9 protein-coding genes are annotated in these 13514 nt (G+C 65.6%); 1 reads left to right on the plus strand and 8 read right to left on the minus strand.

Annotated features, from left to right (window positions below):
- The first annotated feature begins 63 nt into the window (after positions 1-63).
- On the plus strand, positions 64-5919 hold the full coding sequence (locus CH276_RS26930; RefSeq protein ID WP_094632375.1) for an amino acid adenylation domain-containing protein: 5856 nt from the start codon (positions 64-66) through the stop codon (positions 5917-5919).
- A 79-nt stretch (positions 5920-5998) separates the two neighbouring features.
- Here the strand turns inward: CH276_RS26930 and CH276_RS26935 are convergent, their stop codons facing one another.
- The 8 genes from CH276_RS26935 to CH276_RS26970 all read right to left on the minus strand — a co-directional run bounded on the left by CH276_RS26935 (position 5999) and on the right by CH276_RS26970 (position 13238).
- Positions 5999-6937 (minus strand): esterase/lipase family protein, encoded by a 939-nt coding sequence (locus CH276_RS26935; protein WP_045200047.1) that lies wholly within the window; start codon positions 6935-6937, stop codon positions 5999-6001.
- Between the two features lie 149 nt (positions 6938-7086).
- The gene (locus CH276_RS26940; protein WP_045195973.1) at positions 7087-8001 is read right to left on the minus strand and encodes a glycosyltransferase; all 915 of its coding nucleotides are present in this window, start codon (positions 7999-8001) and stop codon (positions 7087-7089) included.
- Between the two features lie 21 nt (positions 8002-8022).
- Positions 8023-8877 carry an ABC transporter permease gene (locus CH276_RS26945; RefSeq protein ID WP_045195971.1) on the minus strand — a complete coding sequence of 285 codons (855 nt, stop codon included), beginning with the start codon at positions 8875-8877 and terminating at the stop codon, positions 8023-8025.
- Positions 8878-8887: 10 nt separating this feature from the next.
- A complete protein-coding gene (locus CH276_RS26950) occupies positions 8888-9745 on the minus strand; it encodes an ABC transporter permease (protein ID WP_032397547.1) in 858 nt (285 codons plus the stop codon).
- Entirely contained in the window at positions 9742-10713 is a 972-nt protein-coding gene (locus CH276_RS26955) for an ATP-binding cassette domain-containing protein (protein WP_094632377.1), read from the minus strand. The genes CH276_RS26950 and CH276_RS26955 overlap by 4 nt, the downstream gene beginning before the upstream one ends.
- A gap of 123 nt (positions 10714-10836) precedes the next feature.
- Positions 10837-11790 carry a diiron oxygenase gene (locus CH276_RS26960; protein WP_094632439.1) on the minus strand — a complete coding sequence of 318 codons (954 nt, stop codon included), beginning with the start codon at positions 11788-11790 and terminating at the stop codon, positions 10837-10839.
- A gap of 32 nt (positions 11791-11822) precedes the next feature.
- On the minus strand, positions 11823-12731 hold the full coding sequence (locus CH276_RS26965) for a prephenate dehydrogenase dimerization domain-containing protein (RefSeq protein WP_094632379.1): 909 nt from the start codon (positions 12729-12731) through the stop codon (positions 11823-11825).
- A gap of 12 nt (positions 12732-12743) precedes the next feature.
- Positions 12744-13238 (minus strand): hotdog fold domain-containing protein, encoded by a 495-nt coding sequence (locus tag CH276_RS26970; RefSeq protein ID WP_094632381.1) that lies wholly within the window; start codon positions 13236-13238, stop codon positions 12744-12746.
- Positions 13239-13514 lie beyond the last annotated feature (276 nt).

The following is a 13514-nucleotide window of genomic DNA, read 5'->3' on the forward strand; positions in this document are numbered from 1 at the left end:
GACCGTCGGTCGCCTCCACGGTCGACGGTGCGGCGAAGAACTGGTGAGGAGTCATTGCTTAACATGAGTGCGGATGGATCGACCGGCACACCGTCCGAGTCCGGCGGCCGAGCGGGGGGCCGGCCGGCCCGTCCCAGGCCCACCCGGTCTCGGCCGACGCGTACTCGGCCCGCCCGTACCGTTGCGCTGCCGACTCTGCTGGCGGCCGCGGTGGAGAAGAACCCGGACGGCATCGCTGCCGAATTCGGGGACCGGTCGCTGACCTACCGGGAGATCGATTCCCGATCCTCCCGGCTGGCTCGCCTGCTGCTCGCACGTGGAGTCGGGCCAGGGGATTTCGTGGCGCTGGCCCTGACCCGATCGATCGAATCGGTCATGGCGGTGTGGGCGGTGGCCAAGACCGGGGCAGCGTTCGTGCCGATCGACCCCAATTACCCGGCTGCTCGTATCGAGCACATGGCCACCGATTCGGGTGTCCGAATGGGTGTCACGGCAACGCAGTTCGAGGCTGCGATGCCGAACGCGGTGTCGTGGATCGTGCTCGACGCATCCGATGTCGAGGACGAACTGAGTGGGCTGTCGGACGGGCCGGTGGTCGCGGACGATCGCCGCGCGCCGATTCGCGCGTCCGATCTCGCGTACGTCATCTACACCTCGGGCTCGACGGGCCTACCGAAGGGTGTCGCCGTCTCCCAGGCGGGCCTGGCACCACTGGCCGCGACCCAGGTCGAGACGTACGGCCTGGACTCCGGTTCGCGCACACTGCATTTCGCGTCCCCCAGTTTCGACGCGTCCGTACTCGAACTGCTCATGGCCGTCGGTGCCGGTTCGACGATGGTCATCGTCGAACCGGGCGTCTACGGTGGTACCGATCTGAGCGAGGTGTTGCGCCGCCACCGAGTCACGCATGCCTTCATCACGCCGGCGGCGCTGGCCTCGCTGGACCCGGCAGATGTGCCCGACCTGCGAGTGCTCGCCGTCGGTGGTGAGGCCTTCTCGTCGGAACTGATGTCGAAATGGGCCACCGACCGCCGGTTCCACAACGTCTACGGGCCGACCGAAGCGTCCATGGTGTGCAACATCTCGCAACCGCTGACCGCAGGCGAGGCGGTGTTGCTCGGGCAGTCGACCAGGGAGATGGGTCATCACGTTCTCGACGACCGGCTGCGTCGGGTCCCGGCCGGCGTGCCGGGCGAGTTGTACCTCACCGGGGCTGGTCTTGCTCGCGGCTACCATCGTCGGTTCGGCCTGACGGCAACCCGTTTCGTCGCCAATCCTTATGCGGTCGAGGGGGACTCGAATCAGGCGAGGCTGTACCGAACCGGAGACATCGTGCGCTGGCGCGACGGGCCGACCGGACCCGTCGTCGAATACATGGGCCGCAACGACTTCCAGGTCCAGATTCGAGGATTCCGGATCGAGCTCGGTGAGATCGACGCCGTTCTGACCGCACTCGACGGTGTCGAGTTCGCAGCGACCCTCGGCTACCGGGGGCCGACGGGAGCAACGGTTCTCGCGGCCTACGTACTGCCGACGACAGGTGTCGAGCTCGACGTCGACAACCTGCTCGAGGCCGCCGGACGCAGTCTGCCTGCGCACATGGTGCCGTCCGTGGTCACCCCGATCGAGTCGATTCCGCTGACCCCCACCGGCAAGCTCGACCGAGATGCGTTGCCGGAGCCGGTGTTCGAGGTCGCCGAGTTCCGCGCTCCGACGACCCCCACCCAGCAGACGGTAGCCGACATCTTCGTCGAGTTGCTGGGGGTCGAACGCGTCGGTCTCGACGACGACTTCTTCGCGCTCGGCGGCAATTCGTTGATCGCCACCAAACTCGCTGCGAGGTTGGGATCGGCACTCGGCGTGCACGTGCCTGCGCGTTCGGTGTTCGAGTCGTCCACCGTCGAAGCGCTCGCGAACGCAGCCGACTCCGTCGACGCTCCGGTCCGGGCCCGGCTCGATGCCTCGAGGGCCCGGCCGCAACACATTCCGCTCTCGTCCGCTCAGCAACGCATGTGGTTCCTGAATCGACTCGACACCACGTCCGCGATCAACAACGTGCCGGTTGCCTTGCTGCTGCGCGGTTCGCTCGACGTCGATGCGCTGCAGGCCGCCGTCCTCGATGTGGTGGGTCGCCACGAATCGCTGCGCACCGTCTACCCCGACATCGACGGCAGCGGATATCAGCGAGTGCTCGACGAGGCCGACACGCAGGTCGACACGGCGGTGGTGCCTGTCACCCGCGAGAGCGCTCTGGCCGAGGTGACGCAGTTCTTCACGCGTGGGTTCGACGTCACGACCGAAATTCCGTTCCGCGTTCGACTGTTCGAGGTCACCGATCCCGCCGGTTCGGTACCGGAGTACGTACTGGCCTTCGTGGCGCATCACATCTCGGCCGACGGTCTGTCGATGGCTCCGATGTCTCGGGACGTCATGACGGCATACCTCGCGCGACGGAGCGGATCGGCACCGCAGTGGACGCCGCTGCCGGTTCAGTATGTCGACTACACGCTGTGGCAACTGGACATGCTCGGTTCCGAATCGGACCCGAACTCTGTTGCCGACAAGCAGATTCGGTACTGGCAGCATGCGCTCGACGGCCTACCCGAACAGTTGGAGCTGCCCGCCGACCGGCCGCGCCCTCGGGTCGCGTCGGGACGAGGGGCGGTGGTGTCGTTCGACATCGCCCCCGAGCTGCACGCCCGAGTGCTCGAGTGCGCCAGCGCGAGCGAGTCGACCCCGTTCATGGTGGTGCACGCCGCGTTGGCCGTGCTGCTGGCGAGACTGTCGGGCACGGCCGACATCGCCGTGGGTGCGCCGGTGGGTGGCCGCGGCGACGCCCGGCTCGACGATCTGGTCGGCATGTTCGTCAACACGGTGGTGCTGCGAACCCCCGTTGCCCCGGATGCCTCGTTCGCCGAGGTTCTCGACACGGTACGTACGGCCGACCTCGAGGCGTTCGACAACGTCGACGTGCCCTTCGAGCGTCTGGTCGAGGTACTCGATCCGGTGCGCTCGCAAGGACGACATCCACTGGTGCAGGTTGCACTGTTCTTCCAGAACTTCTCACAGGGTTCCTTCGAGCTGCCCGATCTCGGGGTCGAGGCATTCGGTTCCGGCGTGGCATCGGCGAAATTCGACCTCCAGGTGACCTTCACCGAGCGGGGCGACGGCGCAGGACCGGCCGTCGAGTTGATGTACGCGACGGATCTGTTCGACGAGTCGACCACGACGTCCTTCGGGCAGCGGTTGGTGACCGTTCTCGAGGCGGTCACCGCTCGTCCGAGTGTCGTGGTCGGTGACATCGAGATTCTCGATTCGGCTGAGCGCGAACAACTTTCGCTGCGGGGCAACGGCAGCACGGTGGCTGTCGATTCGGGCCAGGTGCTGCTGGACGGCTTCGATCGCACGGTGGTCGAATCGCCGGATGCGGTGGCGTTGGTGTTCGGTGAGCGGTCGCTGACGTATCGGGAGTTCTCGGACCGGGTGGATGCCACTGCGTCGTTGTTGCAGGAGCGTGGGGCCGGCCCCGGCGTGCTGGTGGGGTTGGCCATGCGTCGATCGGTCGAGCTGGTGGTCGGGATGTACGCCGTGCTGCGATCCGGTGCGGCGTACTTTCCGGTGGATCCGGATCAGCCCGCCGAGCGTAACGACTACATTCTCGACACGGCGTCGCCGATTGTCGTTCTGTCGACGGCGCGGGACGAATTCGTCACGGGGACAGCGATTCCGGTCGTCGACATCACGGACCCACCGGTGCCGAGCGGGCCGTTGGTCTTCCCTCGCTCGGTGGGTGGCGATCTGGCGTACGTGCTCTTCACGTCGGGGTCGACCGGCCGGCCCAAGGGGGTCGCCGTGGAGCATCGTGCGATCGTCAACCAGATGGAGTGGATGGCGCAGGAGTACGGTCTCGACGCGTCGGATGTCTACTTGCAGAAGACTGCCACGACGTTCGACGTGTCGTTGTGGGGGTTCTTCCTGCCGCTGCGCACCGGGGGCCGGTTGATCGTGGCGGCCCCGGGCGCGCAACGTGATGTGGAGGCCGTTGCGGCCGATATCGCCCGTCACGGCGTGACGGTGACGGACTTCGTGCCGTCGATGCTCACGGTGTTCGCCGAATCGGTTGCTGCGCAGTCCATCTCTTCGCTTCGGCACATCTTCGTGATCGGGGAGGCGTTGCCCGCGCGGACCGTGAGTGCGTGCCGGGCAGTGTCGAACGCGCGGGTGCACAATCTTTACGGGCCAACCGAGGCCGCGGTGAGTGTCACGTATCGCGACGTCTCCGAGGACGTCGCGGTGGACGGTTCGGTGAGCATCGGGGTGCCGGAGTGGAACACCTCTGTCCACGTTCTGGATTCGCGGCTGCATCCGGTACCAGCGGGTGTGCCGGGTGAGCTCTACCTCGCCGGCGTGCAGTTGGCTCGGGGCTATGTTGCGCGGCCCGATCTGTCGTCGGAGCGTTTCGTTGCCGATCCGTTCGGTCCTGCGGGGGCGCGGATGTACCGCACCGGTGATCTGGTCCGGTGGTCGATGGATGCCGGACGGCTCGAGTACATCGGTCGCACCGATTTTCAGGTCAAGTTCCGCGGGCAGCGCATCGAGTTGGGGGAGATCGAGACGGCGTTGACGGCGTTGTCGTCGGTGAGTCAGGCCGTCGTGGTGGTCGCGCAGTTGTCGGTGGGGGAGTCGTTGGCTGCCTATGTGGTGCCTGCTGTCGGTGCCGCGGTCGATGCCGAGGCGGTGCGGTCGGAATTGGGGTCGGCGGTGCCGTCGTACATGGTGCCGTCGGCGTTCGTGGTTCTCGATGCGTTGCCGCTCAATGCAGCCGGGAAGCTGGACCGTCGGGCGTTGCCGGCCCCGGAATTCGAAACCCGTGAGTTCAGGGCTCCGCAGACTCCGGTCGAGGAATCGGTCGCCGCGGTGTTCGCGGAAGTGTTGGGCGTCGAGCGCGTCGGGCTGGACGACGACTTCTTCGCGCTGGGTGGCAACTCGTTGCTGGCGGTCAAGTTGGTCTCCAAGCTCAGAGCAGCCCTAGGCGGCGCGCCGGTACCGCTGAACTGGTTGTTCGTCGACGCGTCGGTGGGCTCGCTCTCCGCGCGGATGACGGCTGCGACGGAGTCGAGCGAGGGGGCGGACTCCACCGGGCTGGAGACGTTGATTCCTCTTCGGCTCGGTGGCTCCTCGTCACCTCTGTTCTGCATCCATCCCATCGTGGGGCTGTCCTGGGCCTTCGGCGGACTGTCGGCGTACCTCGGCGACGACCGTCCGATCTACGGATTGCAGTCGCCTGCCCTCTCCGGTGCCGAGCCGCTGCCGGAATCGATCGAGCAGTGGGCAGCCCTGTTCGTGGACAGGATTCGTACCGTGCAGCCGTCGGGCCCGTACCACCTGCTCGGTTGGTCGATGGGTGGATCGATCGCTCACGCGATGGCCGTGCAACTGCAGCGTGAAGGCGAGTCGGTGTCGACACTGGCCATGATGGATTCGTTCGTCGCGGGCAGGACCGACCACGTCGTGGACCGTCCTGTGTCGGCCGGAGAGATGCTCGGTGGCCTCGGCTTGGGAGCGGACTCCGATCTCGAGATCGGCGAGCTCACGGTCGATTCCGTGGCGGATCTGTTGGCATCGATGCCGGCTCCGTTCGACGAGATTTCCCGCGACCGGGTCGCCGGGATACTGGAGGGGATCGCCCGTTCGGCAGAGCTGATCGACTCGTACGTGCCCCGGACATTCGTCGGGCGGTCGATACTCTTCGCGTCGGTCGTCGACGATCCGACCGGAACCGTCGCGGCGTCGACGTGGGAGGACGCGGTCGACGGGGGCGTCACCGTGGTTCCTGTGCATTCGACACACTGGCAGATGGCGTCGCAGTCCGCACTGGCCGAAATCGGACCCGTGTTGCAGACCGAGCTGGACCGGTAGGTCTTCGAACGCGACCGGGGCCTCGCGACGTGATGTCGTCGAGGCCCCGGTGGCTACGGATCGTGCAGTGTCAGCAGTGTCAGCAGGGTGGCGGGGTGGTCGCTGCGTACTCGGGGTCGAGCGCCGACTTGACCATGTACAGCGGCGCGGGATCGGTGACGAGGCCGATGTGCGACGTCGTGGCGGCCGGGCACACGTCCTGAACCCATACGTTGTGCACCGTCGACGGATCACCCGACCGGAGGAAGGTGTTCCCCGGAGGTGTCGACACCGTGTCGTTGCGGGTGGCGATGACGGTGTACTCGACTCCCGGTTGGACGTCTCCGCCGTCGTTCAGGCTCGTCAACGTCGTGGAGCCGACCAACTGCTGTGCACCGGCCATGTTGTACGTGAGCGGGGTGAGCGCGTCGCCGGGGAGTCCGAGCGAGGTGAGCAGTTCGGAGAGCTGCTGCAGACCGCCGAACGTCGTTCCGTGGTTGGTGGCACCGAGGGTGACCAAAGTGTGCACCTTGTTGCGGGCAGGATCCTGCGGATCGGTGCCACCGTCGAACTTCATGTACTGGCGCGAGGACGTGCCGCCCTGTGAATGACCGACGAGATCGACCTGTTCTGCACCGGTGGCGGCAAGCACCTCGTCGACGAACCGACCGATCTGCCGTCCCGACTCGGCGATATCACCCGAACCCCAGATGGTCGTGCTCGGATCGAACAGGAGCGAGACGCCGCCGTAGTTGGGCGCGAAGACGCAGTAGCCCTCGCTCTTCAACTGCGGTGCGAGCGTCTTCCACGTCGACGCATCCATCTTCGTTCCGTGCACGAGTACCACCGGACGTGGATGAGCCGCACTGGGCACGCAGCCGAAGTCGTTCGCGCCCTCCAGGACAGGAGTGGCAGACACGGAGGTGCCCGTGGGGGAGGCGGGTGCCGCGGTAGCTGTTCCCGCCCCGGTCAGGCACAGGGCACCGGCAACGGCGGCAGCGACCGCCGTGGGCAGTACTCGGGAAAGCGTGTTCGACATGGCCTCGATCTCGTGTGAAGGCGTGCGATGTGCCGCCGGTTTCGGCAGCTCCGTGTTCTCGACCGTAACATCGGTCATCCATCCGTTACAGGCGCGCGACTCAAGACTGCAGGCCGGGCAGCCCGGCGATCCAGTGGGTGTGTCGGACGTCACCAACAGAAGGCGCGATAGGCGATGCCGCCGCGAACTTCGCCGACCCGGATGAACAGGGCCCTCGCCCAATGACCACGGGCCAATCCGGTCCACGAGGTCGGCAGAAGCGGATTGCGAACCAGTAGGGCGGTCCACCACGAGGCGACGGTACGGACCCTCATGGCCGGGCACCCCTGCGTCCGATAGATTCCGCGCAGTTTGGCGAAGCCGAAGCCGAGCCGAAACGATTGGCGCAGCATGGGCCGGAGCTCGGCTCGGAGCCGATAGGCGACGACAGCCTCGGTGCTGAAGCCGAGGGTGTAGCCGGCCAATTGTGCGCGCCAGCAGAATTCCACGTCCTGGCTGGCCCGGAACCGGTTGTCCATGCCACCGACATCGCGATAGACCGACGCCCAGCAGGCCATGCTGGCCCCGATGGCGAAGGGCAGGAAGTCGGTGCGGCCCTGATCCTCCGGCGGTGTGGTCGGAGTCCAGGACAACGCCTGCGCACTGTTCAACGTGTACGTCTCCACCGCGGTACCGGCTACGTCGAACGACCTGGCCAGCTCGGCGAGGGTTCGTAGCCACGACGGATGCACCACGTCGTCCGCATCGCAGAACATCAACAGCTCACCGGAGGCGTTCTCGGCACCGCGATTGCGGGCATGCGCCGCGCCGACCTGCTGGGATGCGTCGACACAGGTCAACTGCAGTCGATCCCGTAGGGGGTGCGAGGACACGTGATCGCCGACTCGTCCGTCACCGGCATTGTCCGAAATCAGCACATCGAACCGATAATCGGAATCCTGCTCCGCCAATGCCTGCAACTGCGCGTCGAGCAGGGGATCGAGCGAGCTCACCGGAATGATCACCGAGATCGACGGGTGCTCGGGGTGCCCATTGGCCACGACGTCACCTCCCAGCGTGGCCATCGACGGCCGGAGCCTATTCGATCAGCCGGTCGCGGATGCCTTCTTGTACCCCCGAATTGCAGGATAGAGGAACACCACGACCAGACCCAGAGACCACGCCAACGTCTGGAGCACCGGTGTCATGACCGGACCTCCGAGAGCGAGGTTCCTCATGGCATCGACCGCGACCGACATCGGTTGAGCTGCGACGACCGGCTGCAGCCAGAGCGGATACGCCAGAACCGGAACGAAGCCGGCATTGAAGAACATCAACAGGGTGCAGAAGATCGAGACCAGTTCAACCAGGGGAGCATTACCGGCGACGGTCGCGAGGAACGTGACCATCACCGCGAACCCGATACCGAACACGACCGGAATCAGAAGCAACAAGAGTCCGGCCTGGAACCCCTGGGTGAATCTGAACCCCATCGCCACTCCGGCAGCGATGATGACGGTGGTGGTGACGAGCACTCGGACGGCTTCGGCGATCATTCTGCCGAGCAGGCCGGCGGCACGGTGAGTCGGTGTCGTCCAGAACCTGGACAGCAAGCCCGATTTCCGCTCACCCTTGAGACCGACAGCGCTGACGATGGACCCGAACATGGCCCCGACGAGAGCGATCATCGGAACCTGGCCGTAGATGGCCGGGGCTCCGGTGGCCGCGGAGATCGAGTTGCCGAGTACGACCCGGAACATGACCAGCATCAACGCGGGGTACAGCAAGGCTTGGATCATCGTCGACGGATCGCGCATCCACCGCATCAGAAGTCGCTTGGCCTGGATCAGACTGTGCGTCCCGAGCGCGCGGATCGACCCTTCTCGCAGGGCCATGTTGGGTTCGGGAAAGGTCAAGTTGGATACGCGAGCAGCGTTCACCGACGCTTCGGACATGGTCATCTCGGACTCGTCATTCCGGTCTAGAGCTCGCCCAGATGGCAAGCGGGACGAAGAACACGATCAGGCCTGCGATCCAGGCGAGGGATGGCCACAGCACCTGAAAGGTGACTCCGCCTTCGGCCATGTCCCGCATCGCGAACGAGAACTGAGAGATCGGTTGATTGCGAACGAAGGGGCGGATGAGTTCGGGAAAACCGCTTTCCGGAACGAATCCGCACGAGGCCATGCCGAGGATGAGCTGGGGCAGGGTCAACACCTGGCTGGTCGCTTCGGGGCTCTTCGACAGCGTTCCGATCGCATCGGCACCGATCGACAACGTGGTGCTGATCAGCATGGCCAGTGCACAGAACAACAGGGCCTGACCGAATCCCGCAGTGAATCGAAAGCCGATGACGTAACCGAAGCCGAGAGCGGACACCAGAGACACCAGTGAGCGGACGACACCACTCGAGATGCGCGACACCAGCGGCACACCCCGCACGACGGGCATGGTCTTCAACCGGGAATTCAGGCCACTCATCGCCTCGGCCGAGGCACGCTGCGCCGCGGAGATCGCGGTGAACGCCATGGCCTGCAGCACGATGATCGGCATCAGGAACTGGGCGTAGTCGATGCCCTGCAGACCCATGACGAACTTGAGCGGCAGGTAGAAGCCGACGGTGAAGATGAGCGGGGCGATGACCGCGACCAACAACTCACCCTTGGTGAGCATCGTCCACAGCGCACGCCCGGTGAGGGCCTGCCACTGCACGAATCCCGACGGCTTCGTCCTCGACCGTCGCTTGGGTTGCTGAGCCGTCGAACCGACATCGGTCCGCTGCACGGTCCTCGCCTGCGAACCGGCTACGCCTCGCGTCGTGGCCGTCATGGTGTGGTGCTCGTCTTCGAGTGACCGGTGAGGGTGAGGAACACGTCGTCGAGCGACGGGCGGCGCAGGGCGATGTCGGCGAGCACGATGCCCACCGCATCGATGCGGCGCAGGATTTCCGACAGCGTGGCTGCGCCGTCGGGGGCAGGAACGGAGAGCCGGTCCGAGGCAGCGGTGATCTCGGCGTGAACTGCAGCGGGAACCATGTCGCCGAGGGCTTCGGCGGCCGCGCGGAGTTGGCCGGGATCGAGGGGAACGACCTCGCAGTAGCTGCCGCCGGTCATGGCCTTGAGATGGTCCGAGGTGCCTTCTGCGATGACCGTGCCCTTGTCGATGACGATGATGTTGTCGCTCAGGACATCTGCTTCTTCGAGATACTGCGTCGTCAACAGCACAGTGATGCCCTGCGACTTGAGTGCCTCGACCAACGACCAGACGCCCTGCCGACTGCGGGGATCGAGTCCGGTGGTCGGCTCGTCCAGGAACACGACCTCCGGCCGCACGACGAGGCCGCAGGCGATGTCGATGCGGCGACGCATACCGCCCGAGTAGCCACGGACGGGGCGCTTGCCGGTATCGGACAGGTCGAACTCGTCGAGCAGGGCCTTGGCTCGGGCCTTCGCGGCCTTCTTGTCCAGACCCATCAGACGGCCGAACAGCTCGATGTTCTCGCGGCCGGACAGAGTGTCGTCGAGGGCCGCGTACTGCCCGGTCATCATGATCGAGCGGCGCACTGCCGGAGCGTCGGTCGCGACATTGTGACCTGCGACGAATGCCCTGCCCCGGTCGGGTGCGATCAGAGTGGAGAGCACCTTCACCGTCGTCGTCTTGCCTGCACCGTTCGGGCCCAGAATCCCCAGCACCGTTCCCCGTTCGGCGGAGAAGCTGATGCCGCGCAACGCCTGCACATCGCCGAAGGACTTGTGTACGTCCTCCACGTGTACGGCTGCGTGTTGAGCTGACGACATCGAATCTCCGAGCTGTCGGGGGGGGAGTGGTGGGACCGGACCCCGTGGAGTCGAGGGCCACTACTTGATAGCGAAATTCGCCGTGGATGTTACTTGTGGGTCGTCGCTGCGTGACCTCCGCAGTCAGTCCCAGTCGATATCGATACTGTTCTCGACGTCGAGTTTGCGGCACAGAGACCGCAACCCGCTGTAGTCCTGAACCAACGCGCGGCGGCTCTTGTCCTGCTCGACGTCCACGAGCATCTGCCCGCCACCGCGCACGCCCTCGAGTTCGAGAATGCGTCCCCAGGTGGAGAAGTCGCTGCTCGAGAACGCGTCCATGCCGTCGACCAGCCCGTCCAGGAACTTCTGGCGGTCGTCGGGGCGGAGCCTGTCGAAGACGATCGCAGCCATGTCGTCGGCGATGGACGCATGGCAGTACTCGTCGCGGTTGTGCAGTTTGACGGTGGCCCGGTTGATGGGCTGAATGATGTCGTCGTCCTCGATCAGGTCCAGATACGAGGTGATGGAGATCTCTGCAACCGTCATGAACGCGAGCGAGCTGATCGCCGCCGACCAGGGGTCGTCACTGGTCGCCTGCGCCGCACGCTGCCTGCGCACGGTGGAGCTGAACGGCAACGATCGTTCCGACAGAGCCCACCCGCGTCCGCGTCTGGTCGCAGCGCTCGCGTTGAGGTGCATGAGGGTGTGGTACTGCTCGTCCACCATGGCCTGGGTGACCGCCACAGCGAGGGTGTCACCCATCCCGGTCTCGAACACGTCCTGCGCCAACAGAGCGAAACCGGGATGAACGACGTGCTGCTCGACGTCCATCACGTTCTTGTTGAACGCGATCCAACCCCAGGCACGCAGTCGATCCTGCTGCTCGGCAGTGGCACCGGTGAAGGTGTCGTGCTCGCCGAATGGGATCAGAACGTCGGGGAAATCCTGCTTGGTGGTGTCGAACAGATCGTCCAGCTCGGGCTCGGGCTTCTTGACCGTCGCGCGCTGCGACCAGTTCTTCGCCAATCGAGCGACGACCGCACTCTCGACGACATCGTCGGAATCGAACTCCGGCAACGACGGCTGTTCCAACATCGTGTGCCTCGCCTCCGCGCTCGTACTCGTGGTCATCGGTTACCACTGCTACCTCGAACGATACCGAACATCTCCGCGCACACCGCCCGATACCGATCCCCGTTCCCACCCAGAGCGGCCTCGGCCTGCGCCAACAGAGCGGCGAAGTCGGCCTCGGAACCGGAATCGACGGTCTCGCTCACCGTCTGCGTCGCGCGATGCAACGCCGCCCTGGCCTCGGCCGCGTGGGGATTGCCGGCCTGAACATCCCAGTAGACCTCGGGTTCCCCGCCGGTGATCCGCGCCAGTATCGCGAGCATCGACGCGTGCGGGGGAGGCGCAACGGCGTCGATGTCGACGAACGGAAGGTCCAGTTCGGCCAGAGCCAGTCCGAACGCCAGGACGCTGGCGTGCGTCAGCGCCTGCGTCGCCGCGGCGAGGCGATCATGACGTGCGGCGTCGAGAAGGACTACCCGAGCGCCCCACCGCGAGATGCCGTCCAGGAAGGCATCCACCGGCGGGCCGGGTCGATGCACGACGGCCGCAACCGGGCGTCCGGCCATTCCGAGCGACGGGGCGAACATGGGATTGATTCCCAGCGTGGCACCGATCGGACGCGCGCCCTGTACATGGTGGGAGAAGCCGGACTTCACCGACAGGGTCTCCACCAGCAGGGCGTCGGCGCGCATTGCGGACAGGTCGGCCCGCAGCGCCACGGATTCGGGGACGGCCAGAATCACCGTCGTCGCTTCTCTCAGCACCGATTCGACCGGCTCGGCGGGGGCGGTGATGTCGCCGGCGATCACCGTCGAACCGTCGAGCTCCGGGCCAGCGTGCACGTCCACGACGGTCACCGGTACGCCGTCCGCGAGCAGCAGATCGACCATCAGGCGGCCCACCGCTCCCGAACCTCCGATCACCGCTACCGAGTCATGGGACCGCGACCGTGTCACCGAGTTCATCGGTCGAGTATGTCAACGGGACGCCGCGGAGACCCAGATGGTGATGTCCGCGTGCACCACCTCGATGCCCGAGGTATCTCGGATCGCGACGGGTACGACGATGTCGATGCCGTCGGTGATCGTTCCGAAATCGGGGACCTCGTCGAGTTCGGCGACCGCGCGCAGCGACGTCGTGGCCTTCGTCAGGTACTGGACTGTCATGGACTTGGGAATCCATCGGTGCGTGGTGGGGACGGTCGCCTCGGCGAGCATGCCCATGGCGACCTCGGCGAGGTTGCACGCGGCGATGGCGTGGAAGGTGCCCAGGTGGTTCCGAATGCCGAACCACTTGGGCGCGGTGACCTCGCAGCGTCCCGGCTCGAGCGCGACGACACGGGGAAGCACGGATGCGAAGTACGGAACGCGCAGACACATGCCGACGGAGAAGAGAGTGGACCCGACAGTGTTGTTCGGTAGCTTCGACCAGGCGCGATAGGTCGCTCCGGTAGTGTTCTCGAGGGTGGTCATGGCGCTACCTTACTGCTCGGTAAGGTAGCTCGGTAGCGATCGATCGGCCCCGAGTTGATCTGCTGCCCGGTCTGCGGCATACTGGTCGGGTTGCCTGGACACGGGACGCGCTTGCGTGCGGCCTGAAACAGGTGAGTCGGCCGAAAGGTCGACTGAGCAAGAACATGAGACCAGCGCTCCACGTGAGCGCGTCCGGAACACCAGCTCGATCGGTGCGGATTTCGTTCGATTCGGATGGTTGAAGCGAAAGTTTCAGCGCAGAGGAATGAGCGGAAT

It is taken from the genome of Rhodococcus sp. 06-470-2, from assembly GCF_002258235.1.
Taxonomy (GTDB): domain Bacteria; phylum Actinomycetota; class Actinomycetes; order Mycobacteriales; family Mycobacteriaceae; genus Rhodococcoides.